The following is a 24,473-nucleotide window of genomic DNA, read 5'->3' on the forward strand; positions in this document are numbered from 1 at the left end:
TTGTCGCCGCATAATGCTTTCCCCGAAAGATTATTTTCAAAATTCTCTTGACATCACAAAAAGATGTGACTACAATGTGCAACATAAAATTTCATCCGCGAAACGATGGGACTTGCGAGGAGGCTTTTCCCATCCGGATATCATACGACTCAAAGCACAGAGGGCAATGGCGCCGATCAGAACTGATCGTGTCACTGCCCTCTTTTTTTGGTGGCGCACTTAGCGACGCATATTTCACTTGGCAGCTATGCTGCTTAGTGAAATAGCGTGCTGAGGCTGGTGTTTTCGAGCTTAGTGGCTTTGCTTTCCGTTTGAATATCCGTCTTCGCGAACACGCAACCAATAAGGAGGAAATCATATGTGTTCAATCATGGGTTACTGCGATAAACGCGCTTCCTATGAAGTCATGAAGAAGGCGCTTGCAAAAACGAAATCCCGCGGTCCGGACGATACCCGGATCGCGCAGACCGGCAATGGCTGGATCGGCTTCAACCGCCTGGCGATCATGGATCTGTCCGACGCCGGCATGCAGCCGTTTGAGCGTAATGGGAGCTTTGCCGTCTGCAACGGTGAAATCTATGATTTCCGTCCATTGAAAAAAGATCTGGAACGTGACGGCTACACGTTCACCAGCGGAAGCGACTGTGAGATTCTTCTTCCGATGTGGGAGAAATACGGCACCGAAATGTTCCGCAAACTGGATGCCGAATACGCAATGCTGCTCTACGATGCCAAAACCGGCGGCTGGATTGCCGCCAGAGACCCGATCGGCATCCGCCCGCTCTACTACGGATACGATCAGGATGATGTCATTCTCTTCGCTTCCGAGCCGAAGAACCTCATCGGAATCTGCAGCCGGATCTTCCCGTTCCCGCCGGGACACTACTATAAAGACGGAAAGTTCATCTGTTACCGGGATCTGTGTGAAGAGTCTTCCGATCACCCGTCCGATGTCGAGGAAGTGTGTGAACAGATCCACGATCTTCTGATCTCCGGTGTCCGGAAACGTCTCGACGCCGACGCACCGCTCGGTTTCCTTCTGAGCGGCGGTCTGGATTCCTCTCTGGTATGCGGAATCTCCGCAAAACTCATGCCGGGCAAAAAGCTCCGCACCTGGTCCATCGGCATGGACAAGGACGCCATTGACCTGAAATACGCCCGTGAAGTTGCCGACTATATCCAGTCCGAGCACCACGAAGTCATCATCAGCAAAGACGACGTCATCCAGGCGCTGGAGCCGGTCATCGCGGCGCTCGGCACCTACGACATCACCACAATCCGCGCTTCCATCGGTATGTATCTGGTATGCAAAGCGATCCATGAGGACAGCGATGTCCGCGTTCTTCTGACCGGTGAGATCTCCGACGAGCTCTTCGGCTACAAGTACACCGACTTTGCGCCGGATCCGGAAAGTTTCCAGCAGGAGGCCCAGAAGCGCATCCGCGAGATTCATCAGTACGATGTTCTCCGCGCGGACCGCTGCATCGCGGTCAACAGCATTGAAGCCCGCGTGCCGTTCGGCGATCTCGATTTCGTGGACTACGTCATGAAGATCGATCCGGCCAGAAAGATGAACACCTACGGCATCGGCAAATACCTTCTGCGCCACGCATTTGAGAAGGACGAGCTGATCCCCCACGACATTCTGATGAGAGAAAAGGCAGCATTTTCCGACGCCGTCGGTCACTCGCTCCGCGATGATCTGATGGAGTATGCGGAGTCCTTCTACACCGACGAGGAGTTCCGGGCGCGCTGCGAAAAATATGAGTTTGCGACGCCATTTACCAAAGAGTCCCTGTTATACCGGGAGATCTTCGAGAAATACTATCCCGGTCAGGCAATGCTCGTAAAGGATTTCTGGATGCCGAACCGCAGCTGGAAGGGCTGTGATGTCACAGACCCGTCCGCACGAGTTCTCTCCAACTACGGCAAGTCCGGCGAATAAGCCGTTCCTGTATAAAGCGATCAAGTTCAAGAAAGGAGTTCCATTATGGAAATGTCAAAAGAGGTCAAATTCTCCGTGCCGGAGATCTACGGTAGTCTGGTATTCGGCGACCGCGTCATGAAAGAACGCCTCCCGAAAGAAACCTACAAGGCGCTTCATCAGGCCATCGAGGAAGGTCGAAGCCTTGATCTGAATGTTGCGAATACCGTCGCGGCAATCATGAAGAACTGGGCGATCGAGCACGGTGCAACACATTTCACACACTGGTTCCAGCCGATGACCGGCTTCACGGCAGAAAAGCATGACAGCTTTATCAGCCCGATGCCGAACGGTACAGCACTGATGGAATTCTCCGGAAAAGAACTTGTAAAGGGTGAGCCGGACGCATCCAGCTTCCCGAGCGGCGGCATCCGCGCCACCTTCGAGGCAAGAGGTTATACCGCATGGGATCCGAGTTCCCCGGCCTTCGTCAAGGACGGCACTCTCTACATTCCGACCGCATTCTGCGCTTACGGCGGCCAGGCACTCGACAAGAAGACCCCGCTTCTCAAGTCCATGGAAGAGCTGAACCGGGAAGCCGTTCGCATGCTTCATCTTCTCGGCATGCCGGAGGTAAAACGCGTTGACGTCTCCCTCGGCTCCGAACAGGAGTATTTCCTGGTAGACAAGGCGCTCTACAAGCAGAGAAAGGATCTCCTCTTCACCGGAAGAACCCTCCTCGGTGCAGCCGCTCCGAAGGGTCAGGAGATGGAGGATCACTATTTCGGCGTTCTGAAGCCGAGAATCGCGGCATTTATGCATGATCTCGACACCGAGCTCTGGAAGCTGGGCGTTCCGGCCAAGACCAAACACAACGAGGTTGCGCCGGCTCAGTACGAGCTTGCGCCGATCTTCGAGAACATCAACATTGCCGTCGATCACAACCAGCTCGTCATGGAAATCATGAAGAAGGTTGCCGACCGCCACGATTTTGCCTGCCTGCTTCACGAGAAGCCGTTCGAGCGCATCAACGGTTCCGGCAAGCACAACAACTGGTCCATGTGCACCGATACCGGCATCAATCTTCTCGACCCGGGCGATACCCCGATGGAGAACCTTGCATTCCTTGTATTCCTGACCGCGACCATTGCGGCGGTTGACAAGTACGCGGACGCTCTCCGCTGTGCGGTTGCCACTGCCGGAAATGATCACCGCCTGGGCGCAAATGAAGCGCCGCCGGCTGTCATTTCCATCTTCGTCGGCACCGAGCTTGAGCATGTTCTGACCTCGCTGATCAACGGCACGCCGCTTGAGTGCGCAGAGGATTCCGTCATGAAGTTCGGAGCGCACGTTCTGCCGGCATTCCACAAGGACAACACCGACCGCAACCGTACATCCCCGTTTGCCTTCACCGGCAACAAGTTTGAATTCCGTATGCCGGGCAGCGCGCTGTCCTGTGCGGATCCCAACATTGTCCTGAACACCGCGGTAGCCGAGATGCTCTCCGAGATGAATGCGAAGCTCATGGACGTGGAACCGGAATCCATCGAAAATACGGTTCGGGCACTCTTAAAGAGTATGCTCATGGAGCATCAGCGCATCATTTTCAACGGAAACGGCTACACCGATGAGTGGCTTGCGGAAGCGGCAAAGCGCGGCCTTCCGAACCTTCCTTCCGTACCGGACGCAATGCCGTCCCTGATCTCCGAAAAGAACCTTGATCTCTTCACAAAGCACGGAATCTTTACCGCAGAAGAGCTGAACGCCCGCTATGCGATCCGTCTGGAGAACTATTCCAAGACCATCCATATCGAGGCACTGACACTGCAGGATATGGTCCGCAAAGACTTTACCCCGGCCCTCTTCCGCTATATGTGTACTCTGGAGACCGAAATTCTCCAGAAACGCGCGGTACTGCCGGATCTTCCGTCCACACTGGAAGAGCACATTCTCCAGCATATGTCTTCCGTTGCGGAGGCCATCGGCATCCGGATCGAAAAGATGGAGGACGATCTGCGCAAGGCGGAAGCCATCGAGGACGCACTCTCCTGCGCACGCTTCTACCACGACGTTGTCCTCGCGGATATGGATGCGCTCCGTGAGGAAGTCGACATCGCCGAGGCAGATATCCCGGATTCCGAGCTTCCGTATCCGACATACTCAAAACTGCTGTCGTCCGCGATCTGATCGGATTGCGGTTCCTGTCCCCGACTGCAGTCCGCGGTTAAACCGCACGTTGCAGCCGGCCTGAATGAACATTCGCTTTTTACTTTACTTTATCAGGCCAGCCGGCATGCTCATGTTGAGCCTGCCGGCCAACGGAAAAGCCGGTTCGGAATCCCTCTTCAAATTCCCATAACCGGTAATCGTCGGCCTGACAGCACCCCGTCAGGCCGATTTTTGCTATGCGTGATCGGTCCACCGGTCCCCGTGTTCGCATGGGCCCCGGCGGCTGTCGCGATATCGGGTGAATGCTGCAGAAAAGTTTCACCCGAAAACCATGAGTGAACACTGAAAAACGTTTCGCTCAACTACCATACTGGTATACCGCCGCCTCCTCGGCTGGTGTACCGATCGTTCTCGTACCCCCATATGAGAACCAACAAAGTCCGCAGGCGGTCTTCAGCTCCCACTCTCTTCATTCCCGAAGAGAGCCGCGCGGACTTTGCGCGCCGCCGCTGGTCTCCGTAAGGTGACATCTTCGTTTCAGCGACGTGCGCATCCTCGCGGAGCGTTCTTTGTGTTATGGGAATTTCGGAGAAATTTATATAACACAAAGAAAAGACCGATGTGTATCGCTCCCTCCTTTGCGCTGCACACCGGTCTTTTTTTGTTACTTCAGTGCGGCAATCACCGCCTCAATATATTCATCCGTCGATGCTGTTCCGTGAAGATCACCGGTCAGATGTTTTCCTTCTGCGAGAACATCATCCACCGCCCTGCGAATCTTCGCGGCACATTCCTTTTCACCGAGATACTCCAGCATCAGGCAGGCCGACCAGAGAAATGCCGTCGGATTGGCAAGATGCTTTCCCGCGATATCCGGCGCGCTGCCGTGTACCGCCTCAAACATAGCGTAATCATCGCCGATATTGCTGGACGGAACAAGTCCCAGGCCGCCGATCAGTCCGCTGCAGAGGTCAGAGAGAATATCGCCGAACAGATTCTCCATGACCATGACATCGAACTTTGTCGGATCGATCACCAGCTGCATGCAGGTCGCATCGACGATCCTGTCATCCGCTTCAATCTGCGGATACTCTTTTGCAATCTCACGGAACTCGGAAAGAATCATTCCCTCCGTCATCTTCAGAATGTTTGCCTTATGAACGCATGTTACTTTCCTGCGGTTGTTCTTCACTGCATAATCAAAAGCCGCACGGATGATTCTTCGCGTCGCTTTTCTGGTAGTCAGACGGATCGCTTCCGCGGTATCCTCATCCACCATATTTTCCTTTCCGATGTACATTCCCTCTGTATTTTCACGGAAAATAACCACGTCGACATTTTCAAAACGGGTCTTTACCGCGCTGTTGGAGCGAACCGGACGGATATTCGCGTAAAGGTCATACTTCGTTCGCAGAGTTACGTTCAGGGAGCGAAAACCGAAGCCGACCGGCGTGGTGATCGGAGCTTTGAGAAGCACTCTGTTTTTTTCAAACGAAGCATACGCTTCATCCGGAATCAGTTTGCCGTTCGTCTCCCACTCTTTCTGTCCGACATTGAACATCTCGTACTCCAGCGGTGCTCCCGCTGCTTCCAGAACCTTCAGAACGCTGTCGGTGATCTCCGGGCCGATGCCGTCCCCCCGAAATACGGTAATTGTCTTTTTCATCTCTGATCTCTCCTTTTCTGATATCTCTCTTTCTGATATCTCCTGTGCCGCCGCGGGATTCGCCATTGCGCCGGCCTGAATTTTCATGCAACCTTCACGGAGCTTTCAATAGTAACATTCGGGGGACAGAATCAACTCCCGTCCCCGTATGTGTTTCGTATGTGTTTTCGTTATTCTGCTGTTTTTGATCCCGCATTGTCCTCGGATTGCGGACAGTTGACGTTTGTCTTCTTTTACAGCATCATCGCAACGACAAAGTTATATGCCGCGCAGACGAGCACGCTGACCGGAACGCCGACCAGAAGCAGACGGCTGAACAGGGTATTTCTCTCTTCTTCATTGCCAAGCGATCCGAGAATCAGAGAACCGCCGGAAGAGAACGGGCTGATCGCACTGGACTGGGCACCCAGAACGGTGCAGGCAAACAGCACCGCGCCGCTGAGGCCGGTTGCCGCAGACAGTCCCGGAATCAGCGGGAACAGCGCCGGTGCAACAACACCCGTAGTGGAACTGAAGAAACTCATAAATGCGCCGACAAAACTGAATGCGATCGGGATAAACGGCTTCGGAACGTTGGAGCCGATCCATGCGGACAGCAGTTCAATGGTACCCGCTTTTACCGCAACGGCAATCAGCATTCCCGCTCCCGCAATCATGATGATGGTGTTCCACGGAATCTTTGCAATCGCTTCTTTCTGCGGCGCAAGCTTCATGAGAAGTGCAATCACCGCAAAGATAATCGCAACCAGACCGACATCCACCTTGCCGCTGATGTATTTGATGGAGGCATTGGCCGGCATCAGAATCTGCAGAAGCGGGAAGATCAGAACGATGGCCATCATGCTGAGCATGAGAGTCAATGTGGTCTTCTGTACGGCATTGAACGGCTCCGGTTTCTTAAAGGTCACGCCTTTTCCGATGTTCCGGTTCGCTTTCACAAAGAAACGGTAGCCGGAGATCAGAATCAGGGAAAATACAACCGCAAACAGGAAAATCTGCATTTCCATTCCAAAGGTATCGATTACCGCGCCGCTCTCCTTCTCGTACGCAGTCTCCGCAAGGCCGCGGAATACAACACCGAGGTTGGATGTCGGGAAGTTTCCTCCGGCAAGCGCACCGCAGTTGATCGCAGCCGCACCGGTCAGCTTGTCCATTCTGGACTCCTCACAGATCATCATGGTGATCGGTGCAAGAAAGGCGAGAACCGTAAAGTAAGTCGCACCCATGATGGACAGGATTACCGCAACGGCAAACAGTGCATACGGAAGAAGTCCCGGAAACCGCCGACATGAATACAAAAGGGACGAGGACATTTTTTCAAGTGTTCCGTTGATCGCTGCAAAGTTGTAGAACAGCGAAACCGATAAAATAACAAACATGGTGTTGGTCGGCCAGAAGGCAATGACCTCCTTCGGCTTGAGGCCGAGAACAAAACATCCGATGATATAGGCAAATACCATGCAGAAAAGACCTGTGTTGATACCGGTCTTATACCCGAGAATGATCGCGACTGCGATCGCCAGAATAATAATTGCGCTTAGCATAAATCCCCCATTTATCTATAATCGCGTTATCGTTGTCACATAAATGAATCCATCACTCTTCTATCCCCAGAAGACGATACGGAATGGTTTTTGTCATGTAGTATACCTGCTCTTCCGGAATTCCGTGATCCACCAGATACTGCATATACTCAGCCAGCGCCAGCTCCCAGTGCGGGTTCTCCGTCTGACCGCCGTCCGTATCAACCATGACATTCTTATATCCGACCTCCTTGATGATCTCAAGGTTGTCCGCCAGATTGCTCTTGTACTTTCCACCGCCCATATTCTGCGCGTAGCACCGCTCCAGGATGACATCGTAATCCTTTACCAGTCTTACCTGATCCTCGATGCTCATGTTCACAACCCACCATTCCGGATGAGTGATGACAATCTTCTTTACGCCGGCATCTCTGGCTGCCTCGGTGATCACGATCGCTTCCTCCGGAGAGACATGAGCCGTTCCGAGAACCGCATCGTAATCACGGATCAGATGGAAAATGTCCTTCAGCTCCGGTACCGCTTTTCCGTCGCGAACCAGCTCAATCCCCTGCGCCGGATCCTGCCCCATCGCCTTCATGTGCTGCTTTGCGGACTGTGTCGGAAGCCAGATCTCCTTCGCGCCGAGCTTCAGCCCTTTCTCTACCGCTTCTGCATTCAGGCCGCCGATCACTTTGTTCATAACGACGCCGCCGTACATGGTGAAGCCGGTATGTTCGCCGTACCTGCTCTTCACGTACTCATTCGTGAGATAGGCCCGGTTAACCGTAAAACCGAGATGAGACTTAATGATGATCGCGCGGGCGCCTACGCGGACTGCGGCATCCGCCAGTTCAAAATCCGTATATGCCCGGATTCTTAGATCGGGATTTGTGTGGACGTGCATGTCACACACGCCCTTCAGTGAGATTTCTCCCATACAGTACTCCTTTTTTTGATCCTGTTGTCACGTTATATCTCGATTATATTCATCCGAAGCTATCGGAGAATCCTAAAATATGCTATATTATGTATCGGAAAAACCGATGGCTATGAAATCGGTATTTACCGCTTTCCACAGCCGGAACGTCACGCGGGCGTCGGCAGCATTCGCTCACGATCGGCTCCGTCCCCTGAAACGAAAGGATCCCATGGAATTAAAAGACATGAACTATCTTCTGGCCATCGCCGAAGAGCAAAGCATCTCCAAGGCCGCAGCACGGCTTTATATGGCCCAGTCCAGTCTGAGCCAGTTTCTCACAACCTGCGAAAATGAGATCGGCTTCCGTCTGTTTGTCCGGACCGCCAATGGCGTCCGGCCCACCGCACAGGGGCAGCTGATGATCGATTATGCCAGAAAGACCCTCTCCGAATACCACCTGCTCCGCGATGAAATGCAGGATATAGCCGATCTGAAGCGCGGCAGCGTCATCATGGGCATCTCCTCTTTCCGCGGATCCTATCTGGTCCCCCCGGTCCTGAACGCGTTTCATCTGGAATATCCCGATATTCACGTTAAAATCGTGGAGGAAAATTCCATCGTTCTGGAGCAGCTTCTTCTGAAGGGTGAGATCGATCTGGCGATGATCGTTCTGCCGGCGGAAAATCCGCGGATTCAGGCCGAATTTCTGATCAAGGACGAAATCTGTCTGATCACGTCCTCAACGCACCCGGTCATGGAATTTGCTCATCCCACAAGCAAACCGGACCGGACCGAGATTCCGAAGACAATACGGATTGAGGATACCGCCCCCTTCGAGTTTGCCCTGAACAGTTACGATACCATTCTCGGCCGGGAATCCAGCAAACTGTTCAACCGGCACGGCATCGTCCCAAACGCGTACAACGACTCGCTCTCTGCCCTTTTTTCCGCCTCGATCGGCGCATCGGGAAGATCTCTGGCTTTCACGTATTACACCTCACGGCATTATTTTCACAGCGCAGAGTTTCTGGCGATTGACGATGAGTTTCTTTCCATCGATCTCGGAATCGCCCTGCCCCCCGGGCGTTACCACTCAAAAGCGGCACTGGCACTCCGCGATGTCTTTTTCCGGATTCTGCAGAATTAGTTTTCGGCTTCGGTGCTTCGTTTCGGCCCCGGTTCTTCATTTCGGCTCCGGCGCTTTCCCGATGTTTCTTTACATTTCGGTATCTTACGCTATGATATGAATATAGCCTTAAGTTTGAACACCCAAAGGAGATAATGATGAAAAAAAGAGTATTCACGATTGCCGCAGCGCTCGTAATGACGTTCGGAACCGCGGTCACATCGTTTGCCGGCTCCTGGCAGGAAAACGGATACGGCCGCTGGTATCAGAACGAAGACGGCTCCTATCCGGCCGGTCAGTGGAAAGAAATCAACCGGCAGTGGTACTACTTTGATACCAACGGCTATATGGTTCACGATCGCTGGATCGGAAACTACTATCTCGGTTTTGACGGCGCCATGCTCACCGACGCCACCACGCCGGACGGTTACCGTGTCGGAGCCGACGGAGCGTGGATTCCGGATTCCGTCCGGCCGGCAGACCCCAATGACAGAAAATATTCTGCCTATGTCTATGCAAAGGAAATGTTTTCTCAGGAGTCCAGCTGGATCACCCCGCGGGCCCTGAGGAACTCGCTTACCTATCAGGGATTTTCCTCTGAAGAAACGGATTACGCAATGGATGCGAGCAGCATAGACTGGACCTTACAGTGCGTAAAGCGTATCCAGGCCTATCGTGAGACTTCATGGACGGATGAAGTGATGAAACCGTATCTGAAAGAAGATGGTTTCACCGACGCACAGATTGATGCCGCTTTCGCGGAGCTTGGCTGACGTAACGAGGCGAAACACGCTTCATGAGTTTCGCCCGTTATCGCGGTATTTGTCAGGTTCTCATGCAAGCACAGGCTTTGGCTCATTGCTCACGTAAATAAACCCGCCGGGAAGCGCATTCGCGCTGCCCGGCGGGTTTTCTGTCTTTTTTTGGTCCTTTGCAACGATTCAGCGCTCCGGAAGTGTTCCCGGAATCGGGGATGGAATTGGACTCTCCGCAAAATACTTTTCCGCCGGCTCCGCCAGCTCCAGAAGCCGCCGTATCTTCTCGTTCACCGGCCCGACTTCCGTCCCGGCATCAATGACCCGCTGGCACTTCGACGCCATGATCAGTGCCTTCTCCACCGTCTCATCCGTGAGCGGCGAAAACACCTTCTCCGTGATCACTTCCGCTGCCAGGTGTTTTGCCACCGGATAATCCATGTCATTCGTCGCGAGGATCCCCGCAGCAAACGGAATCCCGTCCTTCTGAAGCTTCCGGTAGACCGGAATGCCCCTCCCGCCGTTGGAGATCACAAACACCCGCGGCTCACCGCCCGGTTTTTCCATTTCCACGCTTCCGTATATGGGATCGAAATGTCCCTGTTCTACATGGAAGAGTTCCCGGATCGTCTCCTCCCGGAAGATCTCCTCCGGCGCGCCGTAGGCGGTTTCATGGTTTGCATCAATGCACAGGATGTGATCCGCCGTCTTCTCCGCAAGATCAATCTCATGAAGGGACATGATCACAGTGATTTTTCGTTCTCTGGAGAGCTTCCGAAGAATTCCGAGAAGATGCAGTTTATAGCGGATATCCAGAAAAGATGTGGGTTCATCCAGAACAATGATTTCCGGTTCCTGACATAAGGCTCTCGCGAGCAGAATCCGCTGACGCTGTCCGTCACTCACCTTCGCGAAAGGCCGGTCCTGAATGTCTTCCGCCTCCACAAGACGGAGCGCTTCATCCACTTTTCTCTCATCCTCTGCCGAGAGGATCCCGAGACGTCCGGTATACGGATACCGCCCCGCCGACGCCACATCACGGCAGGTCATGGACTCCGCCTGTATGCGGTCGGTCAGGACCACCGCCATCTTCTTTGCCAGTTCAGCGGATGAGATCTGGGAAATGTCCTCTCCATCCAGAAGGATCCGACCGGAAACAGCCGGAAGCTGTCGAATCACAGTCTTCAGGATCGTGGACTTTCCGGCGCCGTTCGGGCCGATCAGCGCCACGATCTCACCGGCGCGGATATTCAGGCTGACATCTTTTACAAGAGGCTTTCCGTCATATCCTGCTGAAAGCGCTTCCAGTCGGATCTTGCATCCGTCCGTATTGTTAGACGCATTTTTCATTTTTTCCTCCAGGCTCAGGCAGACAAACCTGCTTGTCTATTTGAGCCGCCGGTTATAGGCTGAACGTTCACCCCTTCTTCTTATTCATGTATTTCTGGAAAAGCAGCATAAATACCACAATTCCCGCTCCGAAGAGATATGGCCCGAAGCTTGCCAGTTTATCCTCTTTCTCCACCTTCTGCGCGGTATCCGTGTGGAAATTCAGCGTGTACTCGATCTCATGCGGCTTGTCCATGGCGGTGGTATCCGCGATCACCGGGAACGGCTCGTCAAACGCCAGAATCGGGATATTGAAGATGGAATCTCCCTCGTCATTCAGCTTTTTGTACTGCTTTCCCGCAACGATCATGTAATCATAATTCGGGCTGCTGAACTGCACTGCCGCGATGGCGGTTCCGTCCTTTACGCGGATGCCGGTGGGAGAGGTGACGGATGCTCTTCCGCTTCCTCCCTCCAGCGTCACTTCCACCATATAGTCGCCGTCTTTCAGTTCGGTCTTTGCTGCCGGTGCCTCAACTTCGGCCGCCCGGGTTCCCGCAGCCGCGGTTTCTTCCTCAGCCCCTGTGCTTCCGAGTTCCGCTCCGGCACTCTTCTCCGCAGAAACACTGCTTTCCGCCGCTCCGCTCTCAGCGGAAGCCGCACTCTCCTCAGCCAAAACCGTGTTCTCCGCCGCTGCCTTCGTCTCCGCAGCCAGCGCTCCGGCCGGTGCAGCCGTACTGACAGCCGCCGCGAGAAGAACCGCCCGAATCATCATTCCATGCTTTTTCATTGTCATTTATCCCCTACGTCTGTTGTTATCCTTTGAAGCTTACTCTTGCGCCCGGTTCCACCGACTCGGTGATAAAGGAGCTTCCGCCGATCACCGCTCCCTTGCCGATGACGGTCTCGCCGCCGAGAATGGAGGCATTGGAGTATACGGTCACATTATCTTCCAGCGTCGGATGGCGCTTGGTTCCGTGAAGCTTATGTCCGAGTTTTGTGGACAGCGCACCGATCGTCACACCCTGATAGAGTTTCACATGAGCGCCGATCACCGATGTCGAACCGATGACGATACCGGTTCCGTGGTCGATACAGAAGAACTTGCCGATCGTCGCTCCCGGATGAATGTCGATTCCGGTCTCGGAATGGGCATACTCCGTCATCATGCGCGGAATCAGCGGCACTTTCAGAAGCCACAGTTCATGGGCAATGCGGTTGATGGTGATGGCATGAAGGCCCGGGTAGGAAAGAACGATATCGTCCTTGCTGTCTGCCGCCGGATCTCCGTCAAAAGTCGCCTGAAGGTCGGTGTTCACATACTCGCGGATCTTCGGAAGTTTCCCGAGGAATGCGATGACAATCTCCTGCGCCTCGTCATTGACAACCTGCTCGTCCGCATCCTGATACTTCGGATCATACCGGAGCGCGACCGCAACCTGCTTGCTCAGATTATAAGAGACATCCTCGATAACGACCGTAAGCTGTCTCTCCAGATGGATGCTTCTCCAGGAATGCTCACGGTAGTATCCCGGATAAACCAGTCGAAGGAGCTTGTTGAGAATATCCACCACCATCACTTTATCCGGAATGCTGAAGATATCCATATTGTCGACATCACGTTTTTTCGAGTAATCTTCCAGCAAAAGCTCCACAATATCATCAATCTTGTTACCGATTCTATCTACAATCATACTCTGCCTTTCTCCTTCCTGTTCCGGCATTTCCTCACGGTTCAGGCTTTCTCTTCATTCTTGTGTGTCTTGAATCTGCTGAGGTCCAGTTCCGGCATCAGCTCGTCGCTGATGATCTTCATCATACTTTCAAGCTTCTCGAGATCTTCTTTGGAAAACCGCTCTCGACATCGCTCTTCCAGCTTTCTGCCGTAAATCAGCCCGATATTATAGTAATCCATAAACTTGCGCGTCGGTCTGAGAAAAAATTCCCTGCGGTCGTCCTTCGACTGCACTTTTTCGATATACCCTTTCTGAATCAGGCTGTTCACCTTATAGGCGGCATTCGGTGCCGAAATGCCCATCATCGCGGCAAATTCCGCCACGGTAGGCTCTCCGAGCGCATGAATACATTCCATACTGAATGACTCCACGGTTGTCAGCGTCGCTTCTCTGTTCTCAAATCTCGAAAAGATCTTCATCAGAAAATAGATTCTGCACTTGTCATAGATTTCTACGATAATGTCAGCCAGCATTCTGCCCCTCCCAATTGACCGGATAGAAATCCCATCTTCCGGTTTACTCACGTCATTATATCAGTTTCATTCGTGTTGCGAAAGAGAAAGTGAGCACATCCCCCGCAAAACCAGCGTTCCGGAATGTGCCCACCTGTCCCGATTGATCCATTCGTCTCCGAATCTTTCAAAAAATATTTGTAACTTAAACTTCCTGCCCCATAGTGTTCGTGAAGTCCGTAAAGAAAGCGATGAAGTGCAGTGAAGTAATTGATGAAGTACGATGAAGTCGCCTTTTGACGCCCGTTTTTTCCGTGCGATCACTCCGAAATCGCAAAGACAATCTCCGCCTTGCATACGGTTTTTCCGTCAACCTTCGCCTCACCGGCACCGATTCCGACCGGTCCGTGGCGCTTGATCAGCTCACAGCGGATCTCCAGAACATCCCCCGGAACGACCTGCTTTTTGAAGCGGCATTTGTTGACGCCGCCAAAGAGCGCGATCTTTCCCTTATCTTCCGGAGTTCCGAGGGCCGCTACCGCTCCGGTCTGTGCCATTGCCTCCAGAATGAGAACCCCCGGCATCACCGGATGGCCCGGAAAATGTCCCTGGAAGAACGGCTCGTCCATCGTCACGCATTTGCGGCTGATTGCCCATTTGCCCGGTTCATAGTCCAGTACCCGGTCGATCAGAAGAAACGGCGCCCGGTGCGGCAGAATATTCATGATCTCGGTTGTGTCGAGAGCATTCGCATTTTCCCTCGGCGCTTTCGGCATCGTCTCTTCGACTGCCGTCTCATTGACAACTGATGCATTTTCCTGCATATATTTTCCTCTTTTCCCCTCAGCCAGCATGATGTGCCGGCTCATACTCTGCGGAAGATCACAGCCGCATTGTGTCCGCCAAAGCCAAGGTTATCACTCAGAACCGCGCTGACGTCCGCATTTCTTCCCTCATTCGGAATATAATCCAGATCACAGACCGGATCCGGTGTCTTGTATCCGATGGTCGCCGGAAGGAACTGATCCTCGATGGCCTTTACGCTGAAGACCGCCTCCACGCCTCCGGCTGCACCGAGAAGGTGGCCGGTCATGGACTTGGTGCTGGAAACCTGAAGCTTTGCGGCATAATCGCCAAACACTTCATGGATCGCCTTTGTCTCACCGGCGTCGTTCAGCTTGGTGGATGTTCCGTGGGCATTGATGTAGGTGATCTCCTCCGGTTTCATGCATGCGTCTTCCAGCGCCAGACGCATGCAGTCTGCCGCGCCCGATCCGTCCGGAAGCGGTGCGGTGATATCATACGCATCGCAGTTTGCGCCGTATCCGACGATCTCCGCGAGAATCTTTGCGCCGCGCGCCTTTGCGTGCTCCATCTCCTCCAGAACGAGGATGCCCGCACCTTCGCCCATGACGAAGCCGGCCCGGTCCGCATCAAACGGGATGGATGCTCTCGCCGGGTCATCCAGTGTGCAGAGCGCCTTCATGGATGTAAATCCGCCGATCGCGAGCGGAGTGATGCAGCTCTCCGCGCCGCCGCAGACCATCACATCCTCGTATCCGTCGCGGATGCGGTGGAAGGCGTCACCGATGGCATTGCTTCCGCCGGCACAGGCCGTCACCGGGCAGGTGCACATTCCCTTCATGCCGAAACGGATGGCAACTCTTGCCGCCGCCATATTGGAGATGGCGGTCGGGATAAAGAACGGGCTGACGCGGTCAAAGCCCTTTTCCCCGCCCTTTGTATGCTCTTCCTCGATGGTTCCGATGCTTCCGATACCGGAGGAAATGATGACGCCGCAGCGGGCCGGATCGACATTGGCCGGCTCGTCTCCGTCCACGCAGCGGATACCGCTCATCTCAACCGCCTCGATCGCCGCATAGAGGCCGATCTGCGTAAATCTTGCCATATGACGGGTCTCGCGCTTCGCGATCCGGTCGGTCGGATCAAAATCCTTCACCTCGCCGGCAAGTTTCGCGGCGCTGTCCGCCGTGTCATACGCGGTAATCTTCGCAATGCCGCATTTTCCCTCACGGATCGCGTTCCAGCTGTCCTTAACATTATTTCCGGTCGGATTCACGGTACCGAGTCCGACAACGGCTACTCTGCGTCTGTTCATAACTTTCCTTTCTCACATTCCTCCGTCGACACCGAGAACCTGGCCGTTGATATAGCCTGCTTTCTCTGATGCCAGAAATGCAACCGCTTCTGCGACATCCTCCGGTGTGCCGATCCGTTTTGCCGGAATGCCGGACAGGATCGCTTCTCTCTCCTTCTCCGGAAGATCGGCGGTCATGTCTGTGGCAATGTAGCCCGGCGCTACGGCGTTGGCCGTAATATTTCTGGATGCCAGTTCTTTCGCAATGCTCTTGGTCAGTCCGATCACGCCGGCCTTGCTGGCCGCGTAATTCTCCTGTCCCGCGTTTCCGTGAATTCCCACAATACTCGAAAGGTTGACAATGCGGCCGTATTTCTGGCGCATCATCGCCCTGGTCACGGCCTTACAGCAAAGGAAGGTTCCTCTGAGGTTGGTTCCGATGACCTGATCGAAATCCTCCGCGCTCATGCGAAGCATGATGTTGTCTCTGGTGATGCCGGCATTATTGACCAGAATATCCACGCGGCCGAATGCCTCCATGGCTTCCGCGATGAGGCGGTCCGCCTCCTCTTCTCTGGAAATGTCGGCTTTCACGGTTATGATCCGGATCTCTTCTCCGCCCGCCTCACGGCACAGCTTCGCGGTTTCCTCCGCTGCCGCCGCATTGCCGGCAAAGTTAATGCAGACATCGCAGCCTTCTTTTGCCAGTCTGACACAGACGGCACGGCCGATGCCGCGGCCTCCGCCCGTTACCACCGCCGCACGGCGGATTTCCTTTGTCTCCATCGGTTTCCTCCATATTGTTCACAGTACTCTGCGCTGTCTCCGTCTGACCTCGCGAAATTCTCATCGCTCCGGATACGCCTTCGCGTTGTTCCCGTCCGCCCGGATATACCTGCTCTTTTGGCCTCGCGTTGCTCCCGTCCGCCCGGATATACTCGCTCTTTTGACCTCACATTATTCCCGGGAATTCAGATATGCGTTCAGTTCTTCCGCAGTCTCCAGCGCGATCGTCGTATACTCCGCGTTTCCGAGGCCCATCGCCTTCGCGGTTTTCTTGACAAATCCGGTCAGCGCTCTGCCCGGTCCGATCTCGACAAACTCCCGCGCTCCGTCTTCCATCATCTTACGCAGGGTATTCTCCATCAGAACACCGGACTGTACCTGGCGCTCCAGAAGATCCGTAATCCGGTCTTCCGGCGCTTTCACACTGCCGAGACAGTTGAAGTAAACCGGAATTTTCATCTCGCCAAAGGTCATGGTCCGGAAAAGCTCTGCCAGTTCGTCGCCGGCCGGCTTCATGTAGGACGTATGGAACGGTCCGGAGACATTTAACGGAATCAGTCGTTTTGCGCCGTTTTCCTTTGCGATCTGCCCCGCCAGATCCACCGCGGTCTTCTCTCCGCCGATGACGAGCTGGCCCGGACAGTTGTAGTTGCAGATCGTGACAATAGCGTCATTTTTCTCTGCTCTCACCTGTTCCTGCGCTTTCCGGCAGCACGCATCCAGTTCCGGCACCTCCATGCCAAGAACCGCGGTCATGCCGCAGTCGATGCCTTCCGCCGCCTTTGTCATGGCTTTTCCGCGGAAATTTACGGTCTTGACACAGTCTGCCGCACCGAATACCCCGGCTTCTTCCAGCGCGGAATACTCGCCAAGAGAAAGGCCTGCCGTCATATCCGGCGTCTTCCCCGCCGCGCGGAGAACCGCATTGACGGATACGGCAAATGCCGCCATCGCCGGCTGTGTATACCGGGTCATACTGATCACGCCATCCGGATCTTCAAAGGAAACCCGCGCGAGATCGAAATCCACCGCTCCGCAGACTTCGTCAAAAGTCCTCTTGAATTCCGGAAATGTCTCATAGAGATCTTTTCCCATTCCTGCATGCTGGCTTCCCTGGCCGGCATATAAAAAAGCTGTCTTCATATCCTTCTGTTCCTCTTTATCCGTTTCGACGAATACGCCGCACTATCGGTAAACCGGTATCACATTCAGGGCTCTTCGTCGTATATTGCCTGTTCCGGGATCTCCCCGCAGGTATGCCATGATCCGCTGACTCTCCGTCCCTGAAACATCTTCAGGCGAATTCGGTTCCCTCGCAGATTGCCGCGAAAATCTCTGCCGCAGGACGAATCATTTTTACCTGTCCGCAGGTCTGGCCCGCCATCAGACTTCCGTTCTTCGTATCGCCGTCGAAAACCGCTTTCCGGAGACTTCCCAGCGTGAACTTCTCCAGTTCCTCCAGCGGAGCTCCCTGCTTTTCCAGTTTCACATATTCGCGGCTCATCCGATTTTTGATGACGCGAACCGGCGCTCCGGCACTCCGGCCGGTCACGATCGTGTCACTTCCCTTTGCCTTTACCACCGCATTCTTGTATTCTTCATGGATCGGGCATTCCTCGCTTCCGAGAAGAACGGTTCCGATCTGTGCGCCGCAGGCGCCAAGGGTGAGCACCGCCTTCATCTGACGGCTGTCCGCGATTCCACCGGCCGCGATGACCGGAATGGACACCTCGTCAACCGTCTGCGGAAGAAGCGTCATCGTCGTCATTTCCCCGATGTGTCCGCCGCTCTCACAGCCCTCCGCGATCACCGCGTCGGCGCCGAGGCCTTCCAGATGCTTTGCAAGGATCGGCGCTGCCACAACCGGGATCACGAAGACCCCCGCCGCTTTCAGCTGATCCATATATTTTCCCGGATTTCCCGCGCCGGTTGTCACAACCGGTACGTGTTCCCGGCATACCACCTCGACAAACGCATCGGCCAGAGGATGCATCAGCATGATATTTACGCCGAACGGCTTATCCGTGCGCTTTCTGCACTCCGCGATCTCCCGTTCCAGCTCCTCGGCCGACCGGAGTCCGCCGCAGGCGATCACGCCGAGAGCCCCTCCCTCGGAACACGCTGCCGCAAATGCTCCCGTTGCGATATTTGCCATACCTCCCTGAATCAGAGGATATTTGATTCCGAGGATCTCATTTAAATACTTCATTTTGACGCTCCTGATATTAACTGTCCGTTTTTCTCACTTCACCGTGATCAGAACACCGGCCCAGGTCAGTCCCGCGCCGAATCCGACCAGGAGAAGAGAATCTCCCGATTTCACAACATTTCCGCACATTGCCTCATCGAGGGCAAGCGCCACGGAAGCCGCTCCGGTATTGCCGTAGTGATCCATGTTCTTAAAGAATTTCGTCTCCGGAGCCTTTAACTTCCGGATGCAGAAATCGACAATCCGTTCATTGGCCTGATGGCAGATAACCTGGTCAATGTCGTCGATCGTCCTTCCGCTCTTTTCCAGAAGGATATCCACGCATCTGGTCAGCGCGCCGGTTGCAAAGCGGAACACCGCTTTTCCGTCCATCTGAATCTTCGCCGGAACCGGTCCCGGTCCCTCGCAGCTGATCTCATCGCCGCCCTTTGCGCCGAGCATCGACGCGTACGGCACATCCTCCGCCAGTTCCACAACCGCTGCGCCCGCGCCGTCTCCAAAGAGAACGCAGGTGGTGCGGTCCGTGAAATCCAGCATTTTGGAGAGATGTTCCGCTCCGACGATCAGCGCGTACAGCGGTCTGTCCGGCTGATCTTCCGCGGACTTCATCGTGAGGAATCCTCTCGCGGTCTCGAGAGCATAGATAAATCCGGTGCAGGCCGCATTGATATCCAGCACCGGAATGGTCTCCGGCATATCCAGCGCGCGCTGAATCTGGCAGGCCACGTTCGGTGCAACATGATCCGGCGATGTCGTCGCGCAGATCAGCGCGGAGATATCGTCCGCTCCGAGGCCGGAACGCTCCATCGCCTCTTTCGCCGCCTGAATCGCAAGGGTGGATGTCGTCTCCCCCTCACCGCAGAGATATCGGGAATGGATACCGGTTCTCGGGTAGATCCAATCGTCGCTTGTATCCACGATCTTTGCCAGATCGTCATTGGTCACCGTCTTCGCCGGTCTGGCACTGCCAGTCGATATGATCCTAAGACCTTTCATATTACTGAACCATCCTGTTTCTTTCTTGTTGTTCGGTTACATCGCGCGGAATTTCTTCTGGCGGTCGGCGATCAGAACCTGAGAGGAGAGTTCCTCCAGTTCTTTCAGATTCTTCTCGATTGCCTCATCCAGCGCCGCGTACACCAACAGCGGGTTTACCTGTGCGCCACCGGCCGGTTCCGACACGATCTCATCGGCCACACCCGCTTCTTTCAGGTCAGCCGCCGTCATTTTCATCAGTGCGGCCGCCTCGGCGTGTCTCGACGAATCCTTCCACAGGATGCTCGCAAAGCCCTCCGGGCTGAGAATCGAATAGACCGCATTTTCCAGCATCAGAATCCGGTTTGCCACGCTGATCGCCAGCGCGCCGCCGGAATTTCCCTCTCCGGTGACAACGGTGATCACCGGCACGCGAAGACGGCTCATGGCCGCAAGGTTCCGCGCGATCGCCTCTCCCTGACCGTGTTCCTCCGCATCCACACCCGGATAAGCTCCCGGGGTATCGACAAAGGTGATGATCGGACGGCCGAATTTATCCGCCTGTTCCATCATCCGGAGCGCTTTCCGGTATCCTTCCGGTTTCGGCATGCCGAAATTCCGGGAGATATTTTCCTTCATCGTGCGGCCCTTCCGGTGTCCGAGCACCGTCACCGGCCGGCCGTGGAAACGGGCGATTCCGCCGAAAATACTCTGATCATCCCCGTAGAGATGATCGCCCTTCTGCTCGAAAAAGTCCGTGAACAGCGCGTCAATGAAGTCGTCAATATGCGGTCTCGCGCCCAGACGTGCAAGGAAAACCTTGTCCTCCGGGGAAAGGTTCCGCGCCTGACTGAGCAGATAATTTCTGCGCTCGCCGAGCTGCGCGATTCTCATATCCGTTCTTCTGCTGTTCTCCGGCTCTCTGCGGATCCGAAGCTTCTCGATCTCCGCATCAATCTCATCCGTCTGTCTCAGTATTTCCTTAATCAACTAACTACCCTCCGCGATGCATTCTCCATCGAATCGACATGCAGTTTCAGGATATCCGCCAAAGTCTGCTTCATATCCTTTCTCGGAACGATCCGGTCGACAAATCCATGCTTTTCCAGATATTCCGCGCGCTGAAAGCCCGCCGGAAGCTCTACGCCCAGTGTCTGGCGGATAACTCTCGGACCGGCAAAACCGATCAGAGCGCCTTCCTCTGCCAGCGTGATGTCTCCGAGACTGGCAAAGCTCGCCGTTACGCCGCCGGTGGTCGGGTGAGTCAGATAACTGATGTAGAGGCCGCCGGACGCCGAAAACTCGGCGATGGCCGCACTGGTCTTTGCCATCTGCATCAGGCTGTAGATGCCCTCCTGCATTCTGGCGCCGCCGCTGGCGGAAAAAATAATCAGCGGAAGATGTTCTCTGGTAGCGCGCTCGATCGCACGCGTTACCTTCTCACCGACGGTATGGCTCATGCTTCCCATAAAGAAGCGGCTGTCCAGAACCACTGCGACCGTATGGATTCCGCCGATCAGACCGTCTCCGCTGATGACCGCCTCTTTCAGTCCGGTCTTCTTCTCCGTCTCCAGCGCTTTTGCGCCGTATCCATTGAAATGCAGCGGATCGGTCACGGTCAGATCCTGATCAAACTCACGGAAAGTGCCCTCATCAAAGATAAGTGACAGTCTGTAATAACCGCCGATCGATCGAAGCTTCCCGCAGTTCGGGCAGGCATAGTAATGATTTCTCCATTCAACTTTCGAAAACTTCTTTCCGCAGCTTTTGCAGGCAACCTGTTTTTCCTCATCGGAAAATGCGCCCTGATCCTTTACGGTATCTCTGTCCGCGCGCATCTGGAGCCGCATATCACTCAGTGTACTTTTTATTCTCTCTGTGAGTGCACTCATGAAACCGCCTTCTCTCAGCCCTTCTTCACACGATCCAGAATGTCCTGAACGGTGTGAATGTTCTCCAGTTCCTCATCCGCGATCTTTACTCCGGTCTCATCCTCGATTGCCATCTGAAGTTCCACAACGCTCAGGGAATCCGCCTCGAGATCCTCTCTCAGATCGGCCTCCGGTGTAACCTTGTCCTCATCGCAGTCCAGTGTGTCAACGATCAGTGTCTTTAATGCCTCGAAATCCATAGTAGTATTCTCCTTTTCTTCTCTTCGTCTTCCGGCGGTTTCTTTCGCTCTTGCCGTGAACCGGCTACAGTGTAATCTGTGAACCTTTCCATGCTGCTTTTGACTCGTCCGGATTTTACTTCATGAAATTTAGTTAAATAATTTTAGTTAAATTATTCGTATGTCATCTTACTCAGATTGCTCTCCAATGTCAAGAAAAAGATCAGAGCGTCCTCCGCGAAGCGCTTATTTCACCGGAAATGCAGAGCAATTTCCGCTGAAACGCGTCGTAACACCCTTCTCGAATTTCAAGCGTTTAGTGGCAGTCGTATAGGGTCTCCCTACTACGGCGTGGGCTTTGGCGAGTTCGCCGCACAAACACAAAGGAGACCGGACAGCCGCTGTTTTGCGGCTGTCCGGTCTCCCGTCAGCTTTTATGGTTATTCTCTTGTAATCTTTCTATTTTCTATAATGAAACACTATATGAAGAAAGCCGGTGCTCTCTCTGCTTCTTCCCCCATATTCCGGCTCATCCCGACGAATACCGGCCCGTCCGGACACCGCATCAGAATACGATGCTGATGTTCAAATACTTACTGTCCGACATAACGCTGGAGTCCATATCAAGGTAGCGTTTGTCCCGGTTCACAATATCATAGGAGCAGACATCATAGTGATGCCATGCGCCGTTCTCGAATACCGCAGACCATGCATGTCTGCTGGTGTATACGAATCTCGTGCGGATGTGGCTCGGATTCGCCGCCGTGTAATCAACGGTTCCGGTAGCCGGATTCACCGGCACATAGGATACCATCGAATTGAATGCGTATGCGTATGTGGAGCATAAACCGGTTCCCAGAGTAAAGCAGGACAGCGCGGACTGATATGCGCGGCCAAGCACTTTATTGGAATTGGATGAATAATCGTATGTCATACGATCCGCAACCCAGTCGGCACAGATCGTAACAATCTGATCGGACGGTGTCCCCTGCGGAACGATCGCAGCCATGTTCGCAGCCAGCCATTCATCGGTCTGATTCTGAATGGAATCCAGCTTATTGAGGTTCTGATCGTCGATCATCACGCTTCCGTCTCCACTGCTGTAAACGTTGTCCATCGTCGTCATGCCGACCGCCGGGCAGGCACTGTTGAGCACCTTTTCCGCCTGACAGTAATTCTGCGCGAGGTTATTCGTCTTATCTACATTGAAAGCGTATCTGCCGTTATAGGAGGAAACGACTCCGGACTCAAGAACGCCGGCAAACGAAGAAAAGCCAATGGATAATGTCATAGACACTGCGAGACCGAATCCTATGAACATCTTAGATAATCTCATTGTTTTTCCTCCTTTCCGTTGTTTTTGAATGCAGAAACCCTCACTTATTTAATACGTAACAATATCGTACAATATTCCAAAAATCTAAGAAAGAAATTTCGGGTTAAAAGCAGGAGATTACCCGAAATATTATGTTCGTTTTAAATTGATTTTTTAGAAAAATTAATATTTGTTCATTTTTTGGACATCTTATGTTGATTATTTTGTTTTTATCATTGAAATCTTGTGTATTTTATCAAGTACATTCCTTTCTATAAAAAAATATGATTTTTTATTATCTCCACTTTCCGCATTCCATCTCCGTTCACCGCACGGTGAACTCTTTCCTGCGGCAGTATGTGCAGCCCCGCGAAGTTTTTCGTGCAACAGATAATTGGGAGGAAATTTCCTATAAAAAAACCGGCCGGAAGAGACGAAGCCTCTCCCGGCTGGCAGGATTATTACATTCCGTTTTCGTTTACCGATATATAAAGTGTACGGATATTTTTTCCTTCTGATTCTTTCAGTTTCTTATTCTTATTCTTATTCTTATTCTTATTCTTATTCTTTCAGCATCGCTGCAACACGGTCCGGGAAGTTGCCGATGATTGTTGTGACACCCGCCTCAATCATTTTCCGGATATCCTCTTCCTCGTTGACGGTCCAGCAGTTGATGTCCACACCCTTCTCGCGGATTTCCTTTGTCAGCTCCGGTGTGCAGTTGGTAAATCTCGGATGATAGCACTCAAAGCCATTCTCTTTGACATACTTTCCGGCGTCCAGAATCCAGCAGTCGGTCAGAAGTCCGCAGCGGATCTCCGGGCAGAGTTCCTTCATGCGCTTAACGCTGTAATGATTGAAGGAGGAAATGATGATGCGGTCCACCATATCGAATTCCCGGATCAGATCGTAAACCTTCTTTTCAATTCCCGGATACTCAAAGATTCCGGTCTTCAGTTCAATGTTGGTAACCAGCTTTGTCGGCTTTAACAGTTCCAGATACTCGCGGAGCGTCATGATGTGCTGCGGCTCCACCTCGCCGGCAAATTTATAGGAGAGATCCGCTTTCCGCAGTTCCTCCAGCGTGTAGTCCTTAACAAAACCGGTCATATTCAGGCAGGTACGGTCAAGGAGTTCGTCATGAATGATCACGACTTCGCCGTCCTTTGTCAGATGCACGTCATTCTCAATGCCGTCGCATCCCGGCTGCGCAATCGCTTTCTCAAATGCAATTTTCGTATTCTCCGGATACTTACCGGAAAAACCTCTGTGTGCAAAGTTCTTTACCATGGTAAACTTCCTTTCTTTCCGCAGCATTCCACCGCGGATCCTTCTTCTCGCAATACCCCGATTTTATCATCATCGGGCTGCAGAAACAAGG

Annotated in this window: 22 protein-coding genes; 4 read left to right on the forward strand and 18 right to left on the reverse strand. The window is 53.5% G+C overall.

All coding sequences use genetic code 11. The features are described 5' to 3' along the window. Positions 1-358 precede the first annotated feature (358 nt). Together asnB and BR86_RS0101730 are read left to right on the forward strand one after the other, a co-directional pair. The gene (asnB, locus tag BR86_RS0101725; RefSeq protein WP_031471287.1) at positions 359-1,945 is read left to right on the forward strand and encodes an asparagine synthase B; all 1,587 of its coding nucleotides are present in this window, start codon (positions 359-361) and stop codon (positions 1,943-1,945) included. A 45-nt stretch (positions 1,946-1,990) separates the two neighbouring features. Beyond that, the gene (locus BR86_RS0101730; protein WP_330372072.1) at positions 1,991-4,111 is read left to right on the forward strand and encodes a glutamine synthetase III family protein; all 2,121 of its coding nucleotides are present in this window, start codon (positions 1,991-1,993) and stop codon (positions 4,109-4,111) included. Positions 4,112-4,757: 646 nt separating this feature from the next. On the opposite strand, the gene BR86_RS0101735 is transcribed toward BR86_RS0101730, so the two are convergent. The 3 genes from BR86_RS0101735 to BR86_RS0101745 all read right to left on the reverse strand — a co-directional run bounded on the left by BR86_RS0101735 (position 4,758) and on the right by BR86_RS0101745 (position 8,219). Then, positions 4,758-5,759 (reverse strand): isocitrate/isopropylmalate dehydrogenase family protein, encoded by a 1,002-nt coding sequence (locus BR86_RS0101735; RefSeq protein WP_031471289.1) that lies wholly within the window; start codon positions 5,757-5,759, stop codon positions 4,758-4,760. A 233-nt stretch (positions 5,760-5,992) separates the two neighbouring features. After that, a complete protein-coding gene (locus BR86_RS0101740; RefSeq protein WP_031471290.1) occupies positions 5,993-7,303 on the reverse strand; it encodes an SLC13 family permease in 1,311 nt (436 codons plus the stop codon). A 52-nt stretch (positions 7,304-7,355) separates the two neighbouring features. After that, positions 7,356-8,219: a DUF6282 family protein gene (locus BR86_RS0101745; protein WP_031471291.1), complete on the reverse strand. Its 864-nt coding sequence runs from the start codon at positions 8,217-8,219 to the stop codon at positions 7,356-7,358. Positions 8,220-8,325: 106 nt separating this feature from the next. On the opposite strand from BR86_RS0101745, the gene BR86_RS0101750 reads away from it, so the two are divergent. After that, positions 8,326-9,348 (forward strand): LysR family transcriptional regulator, encoded by a 1,023-nt coding sequence (locus BR86_RS0101750; RefSeq protein WP_207641158.1) that lies wholly within the window; start codon positions 8,326-8,328, stop codon positions 9,346-9,348. Positions 9,349-9,485: 137 nt separating this feature from the next. Next, on the forward strand, positions 9,486-10,100 hold the full coding sequence (locus BR86_RS15890) for a hypothetical protein (protein ID WP_143099288.1): 615 nt from the start codon (positions 9,486-9,488) through the stop codon (positions 10,098-10,100). A gap of 168 nt (positions 10,101-10,268) precedes the next feature. Here BR86_RS15890 and BR86_RS0101760 read toward each other — a convergent pair whose 3' ends face one another. The 15 genes from BR86_RS0101760 to BR86_RS0101835 form a co-directional block, all read right to left on the reverse strand. Further along, the gene (locus BR86_RS0101760; protein ID WP_051684508.1) at positions 10,269-11,432 is read right to left on the reverse strand and encodes an ABC transporter ATP-binding protein; all 1,164 of its coding nucleotides are present in this window, start codon (positions 11,430-11,432) and stop codon (positions 10,269-10,271) included. A 67-nt stretch (positions 11,433-11,499) separates the two neighbouring features. Next, complete coding sequence (locus BR86_RS14960; protein WP_051684509.1) at positions 11,500-12,201, reverse strand: hypothetical protein; 702 nt, start codon at positions 12,199-12,201, stop codon at positions 11,500-11,502. A gap of 25 nt (positions 12,202-12,226) precedes the next feature. Then, the gene (locus BR86_RS0101775; protein ID WP_031471296.1) at positions 12,227-13,105 is read right to left on the reverse strand and encodes a serine acetyltransferase domain-containing protein; all 879 of its coding nucleotides are present in this window, start codon (positions 13,103-13,105) and stop codon (positions 12,227-12,229) included. A 41-nt stretch (positions 13,106-13,146) separates the two neighbouring features. Next, positions 13,147-13,620 carry a MarR family winged helix-turn-helix transcriptional regulator gene (locus BR86_RS0101780; protein WP_031471297.1) on the reverse strand — a complete coding sequence of 158 codons (474 nt, stop codon included), beginning with the start codon at positions 13,618-13,620 and terminating at the stop codon, positions 13,147-13,149. A 299-nt stretch (positions 13,621-13,919) separates the two neighbouring features. Further along, entirely contained in the window at positions 13,920-14,375 is a 456-nt protein-coding gene (fabZ, locus tag BR86_RS0101785) for a 3-hydroxyacyl-ACP dehydratase FabZ (RefSeq protein WP_031471298.1), read from the reverse strand. A gap of 89 nt (positions 14,376-14,464) precedes the next feature. Beyond that, positions 14,465-15,718 (reverse strand): beta-ketoacyl-ACP synthase II, encoded by a 1,254-nt coding sequence (gene fabF, locus BR86_RS0101790; RefSeq protein WP_031471299.1) that lies wholly within the window; start codon positions 15,716-15,718, stop codon positions 14,465-14,467. A gap of 12 nt (positions 15,719-15,730) precedes the next feature. Next, positions 15,731-16,483, reverse strand: coding sequence for a 3-oxoacyl-[acyl-carrier-protein] reductase (gene fabG, locus BR86_RS0101795; protein ID WP_031471300.1), 753 nt, complete (start codon positions 16,481-16,483; stop codon positions 15,731-15,733). 171 nt (positions 16,484-16,654) lie between these two features. After that, entirely contained in the window at positions 16,655-17,626 is a 972-nt protein-coding gene (gene fabD / locus BR86_RS0101800) for an ACP S-malonyltransferase (RefSeq protein ID WP_031471301.1), read from the reverse strand. 151 nt (positions 17,627-17,777) lie between these two features. Then, positions 17,778-18,692 (reverse strand): nitronate monooxygenase, encoded by a 915-nt coding sequence (locus tag BR86_RS0101805; protein WP_031471302.1) that lies wholly within the window; start codon positions 18,690-18,692, stop codon positions 17,778-17,780. A gap of 33 nt (positions 18,693-18,725) precedes the next feature. Next, positions 18,726-19,688 carry a beta-ketoacyl-ACP synthase III gene (locus BR86_RS0101810; protein WP_031471303.1) on the reverse strand — a complete coding sequence of 321 codons (963 nt, stop codon included), beginning with the start codon at positions 19,686-19,688 and terminating at the stop codon, positions 18,726-18,728. Between the two features lie 36 nt (positions 19,689-19,724). Further along, the gene (locus tag BR86_RS0101815) at positions 19,725-20,657 is read right to left on the reverse strand and encodes an acetyl-CoA carboxylase carboxyltransferase subunit alpha (RefSeq protein WP_031471304.1); all 933 of its coding nucleotides are present in this window, start codon (positions 20,655-20,657) and stop codon (positions 19,725-19,727) included. Continuing rightward, complete coding sequence (accD, locus tag BR86_RS0101820) at positions 20,654-21,559, reverse strand: acetyl-CoA carboxylase, carboxyltransferase subunit beta (RefSeq protein WP_051684510.1); 906 nt, start codon at positions 21,557-21,559, stop codon at positions 20,654-20,656. The genes BR86_RS0101815 and accD overlap by 4 nt, the downstream gene beginning before the upstream one ends. Before the next feature lie 14 nt (positions 21,560-21,573). Continuing rightward, positions 21,574-21,798 carry an acyl carrier protein gene (locus BR86_RS0101825; RefSeq protein WP_031471306.1) on the reverse strand — a complete coding sequence of 75 codons (225 nt, stop codon included), beginning with the start codon at positions 21,796-21,798 and terminating at the stop codon, positions 21,574-21,576. Positions 21,799-22,342: 544 nt separating this feature from the next. Next, positions 22,343-23,113: a transglutaminase-like domain-containing protein gene (locus tag BR86_RS0101830; RefSeq protein ID WP_143099289.1), complete on the reverse strand. Its 771-nt coding sequence runs from the start codon at positions 23,111-23,113 to the stop codon at positions 22,343-22,345. Between the two features lie 540 nt (positions 23,114-23,653). Further along, on the reverse strand, positions 23,654-24,382 hold the full coding sequence (locus BR86_RS0101835) for a glycerophosphodiester phosphodiesterase (RefSeq protein WP_031471308.1): 729 nt from the start codon (positions 24,380-24,382) through the stop codon (positions 23,654-23,656). Positions 24,383-24,473: the final 91 nt, after the last annotated feature.

The sequence above is a fragment of the [Clostridium] aminophilum DSM 10710 genome (assembly GCF_000711825.1).
Classification (GTDB): domain Bacteria; phylum Bacillota; class Clostridia; order Lachnospirales; family Lachnospiraceae; genus Clostridium_R; species Clostridium_R aminophilum.